Raw genomic sequence first — 15,817 nt, 5'->3', positions numbered from 1 at the left:
GGGGGACAACTCAGTGGGGCATGGAGTGCCGGAACTCGTACTGGAATTGAACGGACAAACCTGGACGCTCGATCCGTCCAGGGCATATACCCTCGGACGTGATCCGCAGGGGGACATCGTGTTCGACGACGCCAGGGTGTCCTGGCGTCACGCCACGATCAGCTTCAGCGGCCGTGGTTGGGTGATCGAGGACCACGGCAGCACCAACGGCACCTTCGCGCAGGGGCAGCGCATCCACCAGCTGGAGATCGGCCCCGGTTCGGCCGTGCACCTGGGCAACGCGACCGACGGCCCGAGGCTCAGCCTCTCCGGTACCGCCGCGTCCGTGGCGCAGCCCCAGCAGCAGCCGTACGCGGCGCAGGGCGCGAACGCCGGATACGCCGGCCAGCAGGCCCCGCCGCAGCAGACACCGCAGGCGGGCTGGCAGCAGCCGCAGGCACAGGTGCCGCACCAGCAGGGCCCCGGTGGTGGCGCGGGGGCGCCGCCGGTCTACGGCGACCGCAGCCCGACCACGTTCCACCACCTGTCGCTCGGCCGGGTCATGCGCATCGGCCGTGCGCTGGAGAACGAACTGGTGGTCTCCGACCTCCAGGTCTCGCGCAACCACGCCGAGTTCCACGCGACGCCCGACGGGCGCTTCGAGATCCGCGACCTCGGTTCGCACAACGGCACGTTCGTCAACGGTATGCCGATCGCCAAGGGCGGCACGGCCCTCCTCGGCCCGAACGACATCGTCGGCGTCGGCCACTCGACGTTCCGTATCGTCGGCGACCGCCTGGAAGAGTTCGTCGACACCGGTGACGTCTCCTTCTCCGCGCGCCATCTGACGGTCACCGTCGACGGCGGCAAGCAGATCCTGAAGGACGTCTCCTTCGGTGTCCCGGAGAAGTCGCTCATCGCGGTCATCGGCCCGTCGGGCTCCGGCAAGTCCACCCTGCTGAAGGCGCTCACGGGCTACCGCCCCGCCAACCAGGGCGACGTCCTCTACGACAACCGGAACCTGTACAAGCAGTTCGCCGAGCTGCGTCAGCGCATCGGTCTGGTCCCGCAGGACGACATCCTGCACAAGGAGCTGACCGTCAAGAAGGCCCTCAAGTACGCGGCCAAGCTGCGCTTCCCGGCCGACACCACGGCCGCCGAGCGCGACGCCCGCATCGACGAGGTACTGCGCGAGCTGAAGCTCGACATCCACAAGGACAAGAAGGTCACCTCGCTCTCCGGCGGCCAGCGCAAGCGCGTCTCGGTCGCCCTGGAGCTGTTGACCAAGCCGTCGCTGATCTTCCTGGACGAGCCGACCTCCGGCCTAGACCCGGGCATGGACCGCGACGTCATGCAGCTGCTGCGCGGCCTCGCCGACGACGGCCGTACGGTCCTGGTGGTCACCCACTCGGTCGCCGAGCTGGCGATCTGCGACAAGCTCCTGGTGATGGCGCCGGGCGGTTCGGTGGCGTACTTCGGTCCGCCCGAGGAGGCGCTGAACTTCTTCGGCTACGAGACCTGGGCCGACGTCTTCTCCGCCTTCGAGAACTACCGCGACTACGACTGGGCGGGCCGCTGGAAGGGCTCGCAGCACTACCAGATGTACGCCGCGGACATCGACGCCGTCGCTCCGCAGTCGGTGCACATGCCGCCGCCGCAGTCGATGCGTCCGCCGAAGCCGCAGGGCTGGCTCTCCCAGCTCGGCACCCTGGTCCGGCGCTATGTCTCCGTCATCGTGTCCGACAAGGGCTTCCTGGCGCTGACGGTGATCCTGCCGGCCGTGCTCGGCGCGGTGAGCCTGCTCATCGACCCGGACAAGGACCTGCTGGTCCGGCCGGTGAACAAGGTGACGAACCTGCCTCTCCCGAACGGCACGGCCACCACGGTGCTGCTGATCCTCGCGGTCGGCGCGTGCTTCGCGGGCGCCGCCAACTCCGTCCGAGAGCTGATCAAGGAACGGGTGATCTACGAGCGGGAGCGGGCCACCGGCCTGTCGCGCTCGGCGTACCTGATGTCCAAGGTGATCGTCCTGGGCGCGGTCACCGTGTTCCAGGGCGCCATGGTCGGCGCCATCGGGTTCTCCAGCCGGACCATCCCGGACGAGTCCCTGATCTTCGGCGAGGGCAAGTTCGCCGTCATGCTCGAACTCTCCATCCCGATCATGGGCCTCGGCTTCACGTCCATGATGTTCGGCCTGGTCATCTCCTCGCTGGTGAAGACCGCCGAGAAGACGATGCCGCTGCTGGTGATGTTCGCGATCGTCCAGGTCGTCTTCACCGGCTGCCTCTTCGCCCTGCACGGCAGCCCCGGTGTCAACGAGTTCTCGTACCTGATGCCCTCGCGCTGGGCGGTCGCCGCGGCCGGTGCCACGCTGGACTTCAACAACATCAGCCCGCCCAAGGAGGCGGGTGACACCGACCCGCTGTGGAACCACACGGTCGGCGCCTACAGCCTCGACATGATCGCCCTCATCGTGCTCGGCGTGATCTGCGGAGTCCTCGTGGCCCGCTTCCTGCGCCGCCACGAGCCGGAGGTCATGCGGAAGTGACCGGCGGACACTGACGAACGAGGGGCGGCACCCGTACCGGGTGCCGCCCTTCCACGTTCTCCGAGGTCCCGCGCGGGCCTCAGTACGCGCTGTTGACGTTGTCGATCGAGCCGTAGCGGTCGGCGGCGTAGTTCGCGGCGGCCGTCAGGTTGGCGACGGGGTCGTACTGGCTCTTCTTCGTGCCCGGGACGTGGTAGGCGTCGAAGGTCGGCTTGATGACCTGCAGCAGACCGATCGACGGGACGCCGTTCTGGGCGTTGATGTCCCAGTTGTTGATGGCGTTCGGGTTGCCCGAGGACTCCCGCATGATGTTCTTGTGCAGGCCGTGGTAGGTGCCCGGGATCTTGTGCTTCTTCATGATGTCGAGCGCCTCGCGGATCCAGCCGTCGAGGTTGTTCGGGTACGACTTCACGGCGGCCTTGGCGATCTTGGCGCGCTGGGCGGCCCGGCTCGCGGCCTCCTTCTTGGCGCGCTCCTGGTCGGCCTTCTTCTTCGCGGCAGCGGCGGCGGCCTTCTTGTCGGCGTCGGCGGCCTGGTTCGTGACGCTGGCCTTCGCGGCCTGGGCCGGGTTCTGGCTGAACGCCGCCGGAGCCGCGGACACGGTCTGCGTGGCGGTCTGAGCCTCGGCCGGCACCAGCGAAAGCGCGAGGGCGGCGGCACCGAAGGTGGCCACACCGGCGAGCGAGAGCTTGTGGGTCTTGGTCAGCGCGAGACTGCGGCCGGGGTTCTTGGCGTTCTTGAGCATCAGTGAGGGACCTCTTCGAATAGCGCGGAGGTCGCTCTCGTGCCGGGTGGGGACATTGCTGTTCCAGCACAAACGCCGCGGGGCGACCCGCGGCGTCGAGCGACAGCAGCAATTCTTAGCGGCCGCAAAATCGTGTGGCAAAGGTGTGACGTACGATGCTGCTTAGTTGAACCGGAAAGGGCAAAACGGGACAGACCAACGCGTCCTTCCCGCTCAAACCGCCCTTATCCCTCTCCTAGGCAGGTTCGTACGTGATGCGCACCCTATGGGCGGGCTCACACGGGCCCGGCCCTCACTTCACGGAAGGTTGCTGCCGCAATGCGCTGAGTGAGGTCCGTCCAGGGGCGGGATCCCCGGCAGGACGAGGTGAACGTCCCCGAACTCGTGCCAGAGATAGCGCCCCTCGACCGCCGCCGTGTACGCGCGGTCGATCGCCGCCCGTCCCGCGACCGCCTCCAGCATCAGCAGATGCGACGCCTCCGGCTCGTGCAGCCCGGTCAGCAGCCCGTCCACCACGCGCACCCCGCGCTCCGGCGTCACCACCAGGTCCGTCCAGCCGTCCCGGGCCCGTACGACACGGTCGGACCCCGCGGCCGACTCCACGGCCCGCACCGCCGTCGTCCCCACGGCGATCACCCGCCTGCCACCCGCGCGGGCCGCGTTGACCAGCCGCGCCGACGCCTCCGGCACCGTGAACCGCTCCGGGTACGGCGGCTCGTGCGCCTCCGCCGACGCCACCCCGGTGTGCAGCGTGACCGGCGCGAACTGCACCCCCCGGCTCACCAGCTCCGCCACCATCCGCGCCGTGAACGGCCGCCCCGCGCTCGGCATCTCGGCGCTGCCCGCCCCGTCCCGCGACGGCAACGCGAACACCGTCTGGTAGACGGACAACGGCTGGTCCCGCTCGGTATAGGCGTACCGGATGGGCCGCCCGTGCTCCCGCAACACCTCGGCGACGGCCGCCGAGGCCACCGAGTCCGCCGATGATCCTGAGGCTCCTGAAGACGCGGACGCACGTGAGGATGCGGAGGCCCCCGACGACGGCGCGGACACCCGCGCCCACCACAGCCGCTCGCCCCGCTCGCTCAGCGGCTCCTCCAGGACGAGCCGCACCTCACGCGGAAGCCGTACCTCCGTCCCCGCAGGACCGCCCGCGCGCACGCGTGTGGTGCCGCGCCCGTCCGGATCCCGCAGTTCCACCGCCCACCGTCCGTCGTCGCCCCGTGTGGAGAAATGCACCACCACACGCGCGTTCCCGACCACCCCGTCCACCGCCGCCGCCAGCGTCGGCGAGGTGTTGACGACCAACAGGTCCCCCGCGGCCAGCAGCCCCGGCAGCGCCGCGAACGCGTGGTGCGACACCTCCGTGCCCCGCGAGACCATCAGCCGCACGCCGTCCCGGTCGAGCCCCGGACCGCGCTGCTCGGCGGGCACCCGCGCGTGCAGCCCGTCCGGCACCCGTACCGTCGCCGTCGTCATCGCCCCTCCAGCAGGGACGGAGCACCGTAGCGGCCACTGACCGGCCGCTCGTCCAGCAGCCGCAGAAATGCCGGGACCACGCTCTCGGGGCTCGGCCGCGGACCGTCGTCGTCCGGTACGGCCGCCGCGTACAGATCCGTGCCCATGTCCCCGGGATCGACGGCCCACACCCGAAGCCCCGGCTCCTCCTCGGCCAGCACCGCCGACAGCTGGTCGAGCGCCGCCTTCGAGGCCCCGTACCCGCCCCACGTCCCGTACGCCTCGGCCGCCGCGTCCGAACTGACGTTGACCACCGACCCCGCCCCCGAGGCCCGCAGCAGCGGCAGCGCCTCCTGGACCAGCCCCAGCGCCGCGACCAGATTGACCTCCAGGGCCCGCCGCAGCCCGTCCAGCGCCAGCCCCTCCAGCCGTACGAGCGGCTCGGCACCCAGCGCGCTCGCGTTGTTGACCAACAGATCGACCCCGCCCAGCGCCCCCGCCGCCGCCACCAGCGCGGCCCGGTGACCGGCGTCGGTGACGTCCCCCGGCAGTGCCTCCACCCGCGTCCCGTACGCCGACAGCTCCGCCGCCGACTTCTTCAGCGCCACGGCGGTCCTGGCGTCGAGCACCAGGTCCCACCCGCGCTCCGCCAGCGCCGCGCCCAGCGCCCGCCCCAGCCCTTTCGAAGCCCCCGTGATGATCGCTACGGGCATGACATCCGTCCCCTCGTCCTCGGCCGCCGCCCGGCCCGGGCGGCGGTGATCCCAACGTAGGAACCAGGCCGCCCCCGCCGCCTCGTACGCGGGCCGCAGACCGCGGGGTCCCTTGGCCCTAGGCCGCCGGCCCGACCCCCGCGACCTAGGCACGGTCCTAGGTCCCCGGCCTAGGACCGAGGGCCCGCGCGAGGCCCCCGGCGGTCCGATCCGCCGTGCCGGACCCCGCCGGTACGGTGAGGTCATGAGTCACGGTCCACGATCCGGCCTCGCCGCGGTGAGCGCCGCGTTGCTGGCCATGAGCAGGCACCTGGAGGTGCGCGACGTCCTCAAGACGATCGTCGCCTCCGCGCGGGAGCTGCTCGACGCGGAGTACGCGGCGCTCGGCGTCCCCGACGATCACGGCGGCTTCGCCCAGTTCGTCGTCGACGGCGTCAGCGACGCCCAGTGGAAGGCCATCGGCCCCCTCCCGCGCCAGCACGGCATCCTCGCCGCCATGCTCCACGAGGCCACCCCCGAGCGCCTGGCCGACGTCCGCGAGGACCCCCGCTTCGAGGGCTGGCCGAGCGCCCACCCCGACCTGATCGACTTCCTGGGCCTGCCGATCCGCGACGGCGACGAGGTCATCGGAGCCCTGTTCCTCGCCAACAAACGGTGTCCCCGGCCCGAGGGCGGCTGCGGCTTCACGGAGGAGGACGAGGAACTGCTGTCGATCCTCGCCCAGCACGCCGCGATCGCCCTGACCAACGCCCGCCTCTACGAGCGCAGCCGCGAACTCACCATCGCCGAGGAGCGCTCCCGGCTCGCCCACGAGCTCCACGACGCCGTCAGCCAGAAGCTGTTCTCCCTGCGCCTGACCGCCCAGGCCGCCACCGCCCTCGTCGACCGCGACCCCTCCCGCGCCAAGGGCGAACTCCAGCAGGTCGCCGCCCTCGCCGCCGAGGCCGCCGACGAGCTGCGCGCCGCCGTCGTCGAGCTGCGCCCCGCCGGGCTCGACGAGGACGGCCTGGCCGCCACCCTGCGCACCCAGATCCACGTCCTGGACCGCGCCCACAGCGCCCGTGTCACCTTCTCCGGCCGGGGCGCCCGCGCGCTGCCCGCCGCCCAGGAGGAGGCCATGCTGCGTGTCGCCCAGGAGGCGCTGCACAACGCCCTGCGGCATTCGGGGGCCGAGCGGGTCGATGTCACCCTCGACCGGCTCGGCGGCGGAGCCGTCCTGCGGGTCACCGACGACGGCGCCGGCTTCGACACCCAGGGCGTGCGTCGCGCGGGACGCCACCTCGGCCTGGTCTCCATGCGCGACCGGGCGAGCGGGGTCGGCGGCCGGCTGACCGTGGAATCGGCGCCCGGAAAGGGCACCACGATCGAGATGGAGGTCCCCGGTGGCTGAGACGATCAAGGTGCTGCTGGTCGACGACCACCAGGTGGTCCGACGCGGCCTGCGCACCTTCCTGGAGGTGCAGGACGACATAGAGGTCGTGGGCGAGGCCGCCGACGGCGCCGAGGGCGTCGCCCGCGCCGAGGAGCTCCGTCCCGACGTCGTCCTCATGGACGTCAAGATGCCGGGCATGGACGGCGTCGACGCCCTGCGCAGGCTCCGCGAACTCGCCAACCCCGCGCGCGTGCTCATCGTCACCAGCTTCACCGAGCAGCGCACGGTCGTCCCGGCCCTGCGCGCCGGCGCCGCCGGGTACGTCTACAAGGACGTGGACCCCGACGCACTCGCCGGCGCCATCCGCTCGGTGCACGCCGGACACATCCTGCTGCAGCCGGAGGTCGCCGACGCGCTGCTGTCCCAGGAGGAGGCCAACTCGGGCCAAGGCAGGGGCGGTTCCCTCACCGAGCGGGAGCGCGAGGTGCTCGGCCTGATCGCCGACGGGCGCTCCAACCGCGAGATCGCCCGCGCGCTGGTCCTCTCCGAGAAGACGGTGAAGACCCATGTCTCGAACATCCTGATGAAACTCGACCTCGCGGACCGCACTCAGGCCGCGCTGTGGGCGGTACGCCACGGTATGGCGGGATGAGGATCGGATCGTCCGGCAATACGGAGGGTTCCACTCCGGGCTGAGATTCATACTGTCGGGTGTATGTCCCCCGGGTGGCGCATCCTCGGGGGAGCCCCGCCGTTCTTCAGTGCGTACTGCGTGCGACCGCCGCAGTGACCGCAAGGAAGGGCTCACCGTGAAGAACCTGAAGAAGGCCGCCGCTGTCACGATGGTGGCCGGTGGCCTCGTCGCCGCCGGTGCCGGCATGGCCTCCGCCACCGACGGCGGGGCGCACGCCGACGGCAAGGCCATCGGCTCGCCGGGTGTCGTCTCGGGCAACGTCATCCAGGCCCCGGTCCACGTCCCCGTGAACGTGGTCGGCAACAGCGTGAACGTCATCGGCGTCCTGAACCCGGCCTTCGGCAACCTGGGTGTCAACCACTGACGTTCCCGCCGCGGAGCATCTGTGACCACCGGCCCTCCAGGCGCCCCTGGAGGGCCGGTCGAATTGTCGCGCCAACGCGCCGAACGGGCCGTTCGGCGCGTTCCTCCGTGCCAAGTGCCACCGCCGGGCGTTGATCAGCGCACGGCCTGCGGGCGGGCCGCCACGTACGGCGCAGGAGGAACGCAGCTCATGAACTTCGCCAAGAAGGCCGCCCTGACCGTCACCGCCGCCGGTCTCGCCGTGGGCGCCTCGTCCGGCGCCGCCGTCGCCGACTCGTCGGCGGACAGCGCGGCCGTGGGCTCCCCGGGCGTCACCTCCGGCCTCGACGCCCAGGTCCCCGTCGACGTCCCCGTCACGGTCACCGGCCTCGGCGCCAACCTCATCGCCGCACTCAACCCGACGTTCGGCAACATCAGCGCCCACCACTGAGTTCCGCCGCCAGTGGCACACCCAGGCCCCGCGAACCTCCCGGGCTCGCGGGGCGCGGCCCTTACGCTGCCCGCCCGGCCCAGTCGCAGCCGCCGGACGACACGCCATCGCACCGGAGCCGCCGGGCGCACGCCGCCCGGGCCCCTCCGCAGCCGGCCGGTCCGTACGTCCCGGGGCCCAGCCACAGCGGCAGCCGCCGGACGACGCACAGTCAAGGCCCACCGCACCCCCGCCCGGCTAGCGCCCGCGCTCCCGTTCCTCCACGAACGCGTTGTACGCCGCCACCTGCGCCCGCCGGGCCGTCCGCTCCACCGGTCGCAGCGCGGAGCTCCGGGAGGCCATCTCGGACGCGCTCACAGCCCCGCCGTGCCCGTTCTCGTACGCCACGGAGATCAGCAGCCCCACCCGCTGCGCCAGCTCCAGCACCCGTACCGCACGCGGCGGATACCCGGGCGCCAACACCTCACGGCCCCGCTCGGCCCGCGCCCGGTACGCGTCGATCGCCGCCTCGGCCACCGGCCCGGACGCCGCGACGTCCAGCCGGGACAGCACGGCGGTGGCGTCCCGCAACGCCTCCGCCAGCTCGCGCTCGGCCTCCCCGAGGGACGGCACGTCGGCCGGCGGGGCCTCCCGCACCTCCAGGCAGTGCCAGACGACCTCCACGTGCTCGTCGCCGGTAGGCCCGGCCGCGTACACCTCCGGCACCAGCCCCAGCGCACCGCCGTGGCAGACGACCGCCTCCTCCGCCTCCAGCGCCCGCTTGTTGAACTCCGGTGGCCCGCTCAGCCCCAGCGGATGCCCCGCCGTCGGCAGCGCGATGCGCAGCCCGCTCACCCCGAGCGCCCGCAACCGCCCCAGCGCGAGCGTCAGTCCGACGGGCCCCGTCTCACCGGGCAACCCCTCCACCCGATGCACCGCGTCCTCCCCGACGATCGCGAGTACCGCGTCATCCGGCGAGACAAGTCCGGCAAGAAGGGCATTTCCCCATGAGGCGAGGCGCCCTGAACGTGGTTCGGAAAGCATGCCCCCACCCTAAGGACCGACCGAGGGGATGGACGGCCCGACCGGTGGCGTAGATTTCCCCATGGGCTGCGCCCACCCGGCGGTGGCTCCGACCACAGGCGTACGCGACAGCCGAGACAGGCCGACACTGCAAGGGGAGACAGCGCGCTCATGAGCGATGTTCTGGAGCTGGAGGACGTATCCGTGGTCCGCGAGGGCCGGGCTCTGGTGGACCAGGTCTCCTGGTCGGTCAAGGAGGGCGAGCGCTGGGCCATCCTCGGCCCGAACGGCGCGGGCAAGACCACCCTCCTGAACATCGCCTCCAGCTACCTCTACCCCAGCAAGGGCACCGCCACGATCCTCGGCGAGACCCTCGGCAAGGTCGACGTGTTCGAGCTGCGCCCCCGTATCGGCATGGCCGGCATCGCCATGGCGGAGAAGCTTCCCCGGCGCCAGACCGTCCTGCAGACCGTGCTGACCGCCGCGTACGGCATGACCGCCACCTGGAACGAGGACTACGAGGAGATCGACGAGCTGCGCGCCCGCGCCTTCCTCGACCGCCTCGGCATGACCGACTACGTCGACCGCAAGTTCGGCACCCTCTCCGAGGGCGAGCGCAAGCGCACCCTCATCGCCCGCGCCCTGATGGCCGACCCCGAGCTGCTGCTCCTCGACGAGCCCGCCGCCGGCCTCGACCTCGGCGGTCGCGAGGACCTCGTCCGCCGCCTCGGCCGCCTCGCCCGCGACCCGATCGCCCCCTCCATGATCATGGTCACGCACCACGTCGAGGAGATCCCGCCGGGCTTCACCCACGTCCTGATGATCCGTCAGGGCAAGGTCCTCGCCGCGGGCCCGCTGGAGCTGGAACTCACCTCCCGCAACCTCTCCCTCTGCTTCGGCCTGCCGCTCGTCGTCGACCAGCTCGGCGAGCGCTGGACCGCCCACGGTCTGCCGCTCACCTGACCCGCGACTTCTCCCGATCCTCCGCCCGTCGCATGCCCTGGGGCCACAACCGGCCCCAGGAGCAACCGACTTGGACGCCCTCTGTACGTGATCTTTGACCGTGCGCTCTGTTCGGCGGCCCGATCGCGGTTCTACCATTGCCGATGTGGACAGCATCGACGCATGGGTGTGGTGGCTGATCGGCGCGGCCGGGCTCGGGATCGCCCTCGTCGTGACCGCGATGCCCGAGTTGGGCATGCTCGCCCTCGGCGCGGTCGCCGGCGCCGCGACCGCGGGGCTGGGCGGAGGGATCATCCTCCAGGTCCTCGTCTTCGCGGTCGTCTCCGTCGCGCTCATCGCGGTCGTACGGCCCGTCGCTGCCCGGCACCGATCCCAGCGGCCCCAACTCGCGACCGGAATCGACGCGTTGAAGGGCAGACAGGCCGTCGTCCTGGAACGGGTCGACGGCTCGGGCGGCCGCATCAAGCTGGCCGGCGAGGTCTGGTCCGCCCGCGCGCTCGACACCGGCCAGGCCTACGAGGTGGGTCAGGAAGTGGACGTCGTGGAGATCGAGGGGGCCACGGCGATCGTCATGTGACCTCGCACGACGTGGTCACGAGGCGATGACGCAATGACCTGAACGACCCACCTGGCAGGCGGTGTTCTGCCAGACTCGACCAGCAAGATCTTCAACAGTCCGAACAGGCATAAGATCTTCCGGAAGCGCCACGGCGGAGAAGGGCACGGGGAGCAACGATGGAACCGATCATCATCGTCCTGATCATTCTGGTGGTGTTGGTCTTCATCGCCCTGATCAAGACCATCCAGGTGATCCCACAGGCCAGCGCGGCCATTGTCGAGCGGTTCGGCCGCTACACCCGCACACTCAACGCGGGCCTCAACATCGTCGTCCCGTTCATCGACTCGATCCGCAACCGGATCGACCTCCGGGAACAGGTCGTGCCGTTCCCGCCCCAGCCGGTGATCACCCAGGACAACCTGGTCGTGAACATCGACACGGTCATCTACTACCAGGTCACCGACGCCCGCGCCGCGACCTACGAGGTCGCCAGCTACATCCAGGCGATCGAGCAGCTCACCGTCACCACCCTGCGCAACATCATCGGCGGCATGGACCTGGAGCGGACCCTGACCTCCCGCGAGGAGATCAACGCGGCCCTGCGCGGCGTCCTCGACGAGGCCACCGGCAAGTGGGGCATCCGCGTCAACCGCGTCGAGCTGAAGGCGATCGAGCCGCCCACCTCCATCCAGGACTCGATGGAGAAGCAGATGCGCGCCGACCGTGACAAGCGCGCCGCGATCCTCACCGCCGAAGGTACGCGCCAGGCGGCCATTCTCACCGCCGAGGGCGAGAAGCAGTCCCAGATCCTCCGCGCCGAGGGTGAGGCCAAGGCCGCCGCCCTGCGCGCCGAGGGCGAGGCCCAGGCCGTCCGTACGGTCTTCGAGGCCATCCACGCCGGCGACCCGGACCAGAAGCTCCTGTCCTACCAGTACCTCCAGATGCTCCCGAAGATCGCCGAGGGCGACGCCAACAAGCTCTGGATCGTCCCCAGCGAGATCGGCGACGCCCTCAAGGGACTCTCCGGTGCCATGGGCAACTTCGGCAACCTGGGCGGCGGCCCGTCGGTCCCGAGGCCGGCGGACGGCAACGGCGAACGCCGCGAGAAGCCCGCGATCGACTAGAGCACACGACGATGGGCCCTTGCCTTCGCGAGAAGGACGGGCCCGGACATCTGCCGGGGTACGGGGACCGCACGCCGAGTCACGACGCACCCCGCGGACCGCGAACCACCGCAACCGCGAAGGGCGTTACGCGGCCCCCTGGGAGAGCCACGCCGGCAGCGCGTCGAAGTCGTCGTGCCCCAGGGACAGCAGCATCGCGTCGGCCGGCGTCGGCTCGAACGGCTCCCGCAGCAGCGGCATACCCGCCTGCTCCGGAGTCCGGTCGGCCTTGCGGTGATTGTCCTCGGCGCACGAGGCGACCGTGTTCAGCCAGGTGTCGCCACCGCCCCGCGAACGCGGCACCACGTGGTCCACGGTCGTCGCCCGCCTCCCGCAGTACGCGCACCTGTGCCTGTCCCGTACCAGCACACCCCGCCTGGACCAGGGCGCTTGTCTTCGGAACGGCACCCTGACGTACCTGCAGAGCCTGATCACCCGGGGCGCCGGTATGTCGACCGCGGCTCCGCGCATGCGCAGTTCGGGGTGGGTCTGCTCGACGACGGCCTTGTCCTGCAGCACCAGCACGACGGCGCGGTTGAGCGTCACCGTCGACAGCGGCTCGAAGCTCGCGTTCAGTACCAGCGTGTCCCGCATCCCAGCCCACCTCCTGTGCCAGCCCACCCCCCGGCGGGCTTGGATCAACTCTGGCCGGGCACGCCGAGATGGACAACGCAATAAAAAATGCCCGTCTCTGATCACTTCCAAGACCAGAGACGGGCAAACGTTCAATGAACGTCCGGCTTCGTTACTTTTCCGCCCCAGCGGCGTACTCGCCGATGAGGTGAGCACGAGCCAAGGTGTGGAACCGCAGGTTGAAGCCGACCACGGCGGGTGAGGCGTCCGAGTCCGGACCGAGCTTCTCCTGATCCACGGCGTACACCGTGAACACATAGCGGTGCGCGGGATCCCCGGGTGGCGGAGCGGCCCCACCGAAGTCCTTCGTCCCGTAGTCGTTGCGCACCTGGACGGCGCCCTCGGGCAGCCCCTCGAACTTCCCCGAGCCCGCGCCCGTCGGCAGCTCCGTCACCGACACCGGGATGTCGAACACCACCCAGTGCCAGAACCCGCTGCCCGTGGGGGCGTCCGGGTCGTAGCAGGTGACGGCGAAACTCCTGGTCTCGGGCGGGAAGCCCGCCCAGCTCAGCTGCGGCGAGGTGTTCCCCTCCGCGTGGACCTGAGCGTCCTTGAGCGTCGCACCCGCCTCGACGTCCTCGCTCGTGACCGTGAACGACGGCACGACCGGGTGGAAATCGTGGGGGAGCGGCGGCCTCTTCGGCTCGGTCACCTCAATACCTCCTGATGGATCCGGGGTGGGTGTGCTCAGAGCCTAGAACCAGCTGCGCTTGCTGCCGACCTCCGACAGCCACTGGTTCAGATACGCGGCCCAGTCCGTGCCCTGGTAGTCGTGCAGCCCCACCCGGAACGAACGGAACGAGTCGCTGCCCTCGCTGAACAGCCCCGGCTTCTTGTCCATTTCCAGCACGACGTCCATCTCGCGGTCGTCGGCGACGAAGCTCAACTCGACCTGGTTGAGGCCGTGGTACTGCTGCGGCGGGTAGAACTCGACCTCCTGGTAGAAGGGCAGCTTCTGCCGGGTGCCCCGGATGTGACCGCGCTCCAGATCGGCGTTCTTGAAGCGGAAGCCCAGCTGGATGAAGGCGTCCAGGATGGCCTGCTGCGCCGGCAGCGGGTGCACGTTGATCGGGTCCAGGTCACCGGAGTCGACCGCGCGCGCGATCTCCAGCTCGGTGGTCACACCGATGTTCATGCCCGGGAGGCTGTGGCCCTGGATGGTGGTGACCGGAGTCTCCCACGGGATCTCCAGCCCGAACGGCACCACGTGGACCGCCCCGGCCTTGAGCTCGAAGGCACCACCGAGCCGCTGCTTGGTGAACACCATGTCCTGCTTGTACTCCGCGTCCTGGCCCTCCACCTCGACCCGGGCCTGCAGACCGACGGACAGCGCCTCGATCTGCTGGTCCACGGACCCGCCCTGGATCCTTACCTCACCCTGGACGACGCCGCCCGGGACGACATTCACCTCGGTCAGTACCGTCTCGACCGAAGCCCCACCGGCTCCCAGGCTCGCGAGCAGCCGCTTGAACCCCATGTCCGTTCCTCCCGTCAGGCAATGCCTGCATATCTGTGTGGTTCTGCTGTGTCTTGTGGTGTGGATCGCTCGGCGAAGCACGGATCCTTGATCCCTACCAACGCAAACCGACGGCGACCGGTTCCGCGTCCTCCAGCTCCACACCCTTCCAAGGAGGACGCCCTCTCGCCACCCGTCGGCACGCACCCGTCTGGACTACGCTCGGACGCCATGATCGCGAGCACCGACCGTACGCCCCCGGCCCGCGAGTCCTTCGACCACCCCGTACCAAAGGGTGACACCGGAGCTCCTGGGAAGCGTCCTCATGAGCGTCACCGCGGACCCCGTCCGCCCGGGGCCCGTGTACGTCTACTTCACCCTCACAGGGCAAGGCGGTCGGCATGAACGTTGACTTCCTCGCCCGACCCGCCGAAGAGGTCGCCCCCGAACTGCTCGGGACCGTGCTCACCTGCAACACCCCTGAGGGGACCGTGAGCATCGCCGTCACGGAGACCGAGGCGTACTCCGGTACGGCTGATCCGGCATCCCACGCCTATCGGGGCCGGACTCTCCGCAACGCGGCCATGTTCGGCCCCGCAGGGCACCTGTACGTCTACCGGTCCCACGGTCTCCACTGGTGCGCCAACGTCGTCACAGGGACGGACGGCATCGCCTCCGCCGTACTGATCCGGGCGGGCAGGGTCGTCGCGGGGCAGGACCTGGCACGCGAGCGGCGAGGGGAGAAGGTCGAGGGGCCACGCCTGGCCCGAGGGCCCGGCAACTTCTGTCAGGCACTCGGCATCACCGGAGAGCACGACGGCGCGGACCTCCTGACCGGTACCACGGTCACGTTGTCCCACGGCGAGTCGCTCCTGCCTCCCGCGCTCATCCGCATCGGCCCTCGGGTGGGAGTGAGCAAGGCCCACGACTGGCAACACCGCTTCTACGTCGCCGGTGATCCAACGGTCTCGGCCTACCGGCTGAGCCCGAGAGCCGAACGGCCCGCCGGAGCCTGAGCCGTCGGGCGCCCTGCGCAGCCTGCCGCAGGGTCCAGCTGTGGGCGAGCGGGATCACCAGAGTGTCGGCACTGCTCCCAAACGTCGAATCTCGGCCTGAAAGGACAAGGAACCGGCCAAAGGGCCCACTCGTCCGGCCGCGCCCCTGGACGTGAAACGTGCCTTCGACGGTACGGAAACCTGTGCGTCGGACGGCTCACCCCAACCATCCTGACGAGTACCCGCGTTGGTCTTGGCCAGGTGCTGACCAGGTACGCAACGGCCCTCACACCGATGCCGCCGGCGCCGGAGTCGTCCACCCCCGGCGCTCCTGGGCCGCGGGCGACCTGACTGTCAGCCTCTGCCGGACCAGGTCGCTCGGCGGCGCTCAACTTGACTCACCCCTGAGGGGTCCGTAACGTAGCCCGAGCCGCTTGAACCGGTTACGGCGTTCAGCCAGCAGCCGAGAGCGGCCAACCCACTACCTACGACATCCCCTCAGCGGGGGCGAATCAGGCATGCCTTGATTCCAGCCCGCGGAACTCAATTATGAGTTGCTTAGGGAATCGGCTAACGTAGTGGATGTCGAAAGGCCGCGAGGGAAACCTAGCGGTCAAAAGACAGCCGAAAGGCAAACCTCCCGACTGGGAATCGGAACCGGAAACGGTCTGATAGAGTCGGAAACGCAAGACAGCAAGACCGAAGGGAAAAGCCCGGAGGAAAGCCCGAGAGGGTGAGTACAAA

General features: G+C 70.3%; 16 protein-coding genes. 9 read left to right on the top strand and 7 right to left on the bottom strand.

The genetic code is table 11. The annotated features are described in order from the left end of the window. The first annotated feature begins 25 nt into the window (after positions 1-25). Entirely contained in the window at positions 26-2,527 is a 2,502-nt protein-coding gene (locus ACFU5F_RS18990; RefSeq protein ID WP_383888308.1) for an FHA domain-containing protein, read from the top strand. A gap of 79 nt (positions 2,528-2,606) precedes the next feature. Here ACFU5F_RS18990 and ACFU5F_RS18985 read toward each other — a convergent pair whose 3' ends face one another. From ACFU5F_RS18985 to ACFU5F_RS18975, 3 genes are all read right to left on the bottom strand, one after another. Then, positions 2,607-3,272, bottom strand: a complete 666-nt coding sequence (locus ACFU5F_RS18985; RefSeq protein WP_383888305.1) for a transglycosylase SLT domain-containing protein — start codon at positions 3,270-3,272, stop codon at positions 2,607-2,609. 297 nt (positions 3,273-3,569) lie between these two features. Next, positions 3,570-4,751 (bottom strand): S-adenosylmethionine:tRNA ribosyltransferase-isomerase, encoded by a 1,182-nt coding sequence (locus ACFU5F_RS18980; protein WP_383888302.1) that lies wholly within the window; start codon positions 4,749-4,751, stop codon positions 3,570-3,572. Next, positions 4,748-5,443: an SDR family NAD(P)-dependent oxidoreductase gene (locus tag ACFU5F_RS18975; RefSeq protein ID WP_383888299.1), complete on the bottom strand. Its 696-nt coding sequence runs from the start codon at positions 5,441-5,443 to the stop codon at positions 4,748-4,750. Before ACFU5F_RS18975 ends, ACFU5F_RS18980 begins: the two co-directional genes overlap by 4 nt. Positions 5,444-5,687: 244 nt before the next feature. Here ACFU5F_RS18975 and ACFU5F_RS18970 point away from each other — a divergent pair, with 244 nt between their 5' ends. From ACFU5F_RS18970 to ACFU5F_RS18955, 4 genes are all read left to right on the top strand, one after another. Continuing rightward, positions 5,688-6,833: a GAF domain-containing sensor histidine kinase gene (locus ACFU5F_RS18970; protein ID WP_383888297.1), complete on the top strand. Its 1,146-nt coding sequence runs from the start codon at positions 5,688-5,690 to the stop codon at positions 6,831-6,833. Next, positions 6,826-7,467: a response regulator gene (locus ACFU5F_RS18965; protein ID WP_383888294.1), complete on the top strand. Its 642-nt coding sequence runs from the start codon at positions 6,826-6,828 to the stop codon at positions 7,465-7,467. Before ACFU5F_RS18970 ends, ACFU5F_RS18965 begins: the two co-directional genes overlap by 8 nt. A 157-nt stretch (positions 7,468-7,624) precedes the next feature. Beyond that, on the top strand, positions 7,625-7,873 hold the full coding sequence (chpE, locus tag ACFU5F_RS18960) for a chaplin ChpE (protein ID WP_013004687.1): 249 nt from the start codon (positions 7,625-7,627) through the stop codon (positions 7,871-7,873). Positions 7,874-8,062: 189 nt separating this feature from the next. Continuing rightward, positions 8,063-8,302, top strand: coding sequence for a chaplin family protein (locus tag ACFU5F_RS18955; RefSeq protein WP_383888291.1), 240 nt, complete (start codon positions 8,063-8,065; stop codon positions 8,300-8,302). A 237-nt stretch (positions 8,303-8,539) separates the two neighbouring features. Here ACFU5F_RS18955 and ACFU5F_RS18950 read toward each other — a convergent pair whose 3' ends face one another. Next, positions 8,540-9,325 carry a hypothetical protein gene (locus tag ACFU5F_RS18950; RefSeq protein WP_383888289.1) on the bottom strand — a complete coding sequence of 262 codons (786 nt, stop codon included), beginning with the start codon at positions 9,323-9,325 and terminating at the stop codon, positions 8,540-8,542. Positions 9,326-9,475: 150 nt separating this feature from the next. Here ACFU5F_RS18950 and ACFU5F_RS18945 point away from each other — a divergent pair, with 150 nt between their 5' ends. From ACFU5F_RS18945 to ACFU5F_RS18935, 3 genes are all read left to right on the top strand, one after another. Beyond that, on the top strand, positions 9,476-10,267 hold the full coding sequence (locus ACFU5F_RS18945; protein WP_383888286.1) for an ABC transporter ATP-binding protein: 792 nt from the start codon (positions 9,476-9,478) through the stop codon (positions 10,265-10,267). A 145-nt stretch (positions 10,268-10,412) separates the two neighbouring features. Then, positions 10,413-10,844, top strand: coding sequence for an NfeD family protein (locus ACFU5F_RS18940; RefSeq protein ID WP_383888283.1), 432 nt, complete (start codon positions 10,413-10,415; stop codon positions 10,842-10,844). A gap of 158 nt (positions 10,845-11,002) precedes the next feature. Then, positions 11,003-11,950 (top strand): SPFH domain-containing protein, encoded by a 948-nt coding sequence (locus ACFU5F_RS18935; RefSeq protein WP_005477598.1) that lies wholly within the window; start codon positions 11,003-11,005, stop codon positions 11,948-11,950. A 126-nt stretch (positions 11,951-12,076) separates the two neighbouring features. On the opposite strand, the gene ACFU5F_RS18930 is transcribed toward ACFU5F_RS18935, so the two are convergent. The 3 genes from ACFU5F_RS18930 to ACFU5F_RS18920 form a co-directional block, all read right to left on the bottom strand. Beyond that, positions 12,077-12,583, bottom strand: coding sequence for an HNH endonuclease (locus tag ACFU5F_RS18930; RefSeq protein WP_383888279.1), 507 nt, complete (start codon positions 12,581-12,583; stop codon positions 12,077-12,079). Between the two features lie 151 nt (positions 12,584-12,734). Further along, positions 12,735-13,274: a YbhB/YbcL family Raf kinase inhibitor-like protein gene (locus tag ACFU5F_RS18925; protein ID WP_383888276.1), complete on the bottom strand. Its 540-nt coding sequence runs from the start codon at positions 13,272-13,274 to the stop codon at positions 12,735-12,737. 42 nt (positions 13,275-13,316) lie between these two features. After that, positions 13,317-14,099, bottom strand: coding sequence for a sporulation protein (locus tag ACFU5F_RS18920; protein ID WP_383888273.1), 783 nt, complete (start codon positions 14,097-14,099; stop codon positions 13,317-13,319). Positions 14,100-14,479: 380 nt separating this feature from the next. Here ACFU5F_RS18920 and ACFU5F_RS18915 point away from each other — a divergent pair, with 380 nt between their 5' ends. Continuing rightward, positions 14,480-15,094, top strand: coding sequence for a DNA-3-methyladenine glycosylase (locus ACFU5F_RS18915; protein WP_383888270.1), 615 nt, complete (start codon positions 14,480-14,482; stop codon positions 15,092-15,094). Positions 15,095-15,817: the final 723 nt, after the last annotated feature.

The organism is Streptomyces sp. NPDC057438, from assembly GCF_042802995.1.
Lineage (GTDB): Bacteria > Actinomycetota > Actinomycetes > Streptomycetales > Streptomycetaceae > Streptomyces.
Note: the sequence above shows the minus strand (reverse complement) of the source record. Positions and strands in the feature narration are given on the sequence as shown.

What these genes read in the sequence shown, in the direction of transcription:
- ACFU5F_RS18985 (WP_383888305.1), bottom strand. Translation starts at nt 3,272, where the DNA reads ATGCTCAAGAACGCCAAGAACCCCGGCCGCAGTCTCGCGCTGACCAAG.
- ACFU5F_RS18980 (WP_383888302.1), bottom strand. Translation starts at nt 4,751, where the DNA reads ATGACGACGGCGACGGTACGGGTGCCGGACGGGCTGCACGCGCGGGTG.
- ACFU5F_RS18975 (WP_383888299.1), bottom strand. Translation starts at nt 5,443, where the DNA reads ATGCCCGTAGCGATCATCACGGGGGCTTCGAAAGGGCTGGGGCGGGCG.
- ACFU5F_RS18970 (WP_383888297.1), top strand. Translation starts at nt 5,688, where the DNA reads ATGAGTCACGGTCCACGATCCGGCCTCGCCGCGGTGAGCGCCGCGTTG.
- ACFU5F_RS18955 (WP_383888291.1), top strand. Translation starts at nt 8,063, where the DNA reads ATGAACTTCGCCAAGAAGGCCGCCCTGACCGTCACCGCCGCCGGTCTC.
- ACFU5F_RS18950 (WP_383888289.1), bottom strand. Translation starts at nt 9,325, where the DNA reads ATGCTTTCCGAACCACGTTCAGGGCGCCTCGCCTCATGGGGAAATGCC.
- ACFU5F_RS18945 (WP_383888286.1), top strand. Translation starts at nt 9,476, where the DNA reads ATGAGCGATGTTCTGGAGCTGGAGGACGTATCCGTGGTCCGCGAGGGC.
- ACFU5F_RS18935 (WP_005477598.1), top strand. Translation starts at nt 11,003, where the DNA reads ATGGAACCGATCATCATCGTCCTGATCATTCTGGTGGTGTTGGTCTTC.
- ACFU5F_RS18930 (WP_383888279.1), bottom strand. Translation starts at nt 12,583, where the DNA reads ATGCGGGACACGCTGGTACTGAACGCGAGCTTCGAGCCGCTGTCGACG.
- ACFU5F_RS18920 (WP_383888273.1), bottom strand. Translation starts at nt 14,099, where the DNA reads ATGGGGTTCAAGCGGCTGCTCGCGAGCCTGGGAGCCGGTGGGGCTTCG.
- ACFU5F_RS18915 (WP_383888270.1), top strand. Translation starts at nt 14,480, where the DNA reads ATGAACGTTGACTTCCTCGCCCGACCCGCCGAAGAGGTCGCCCCCGAA.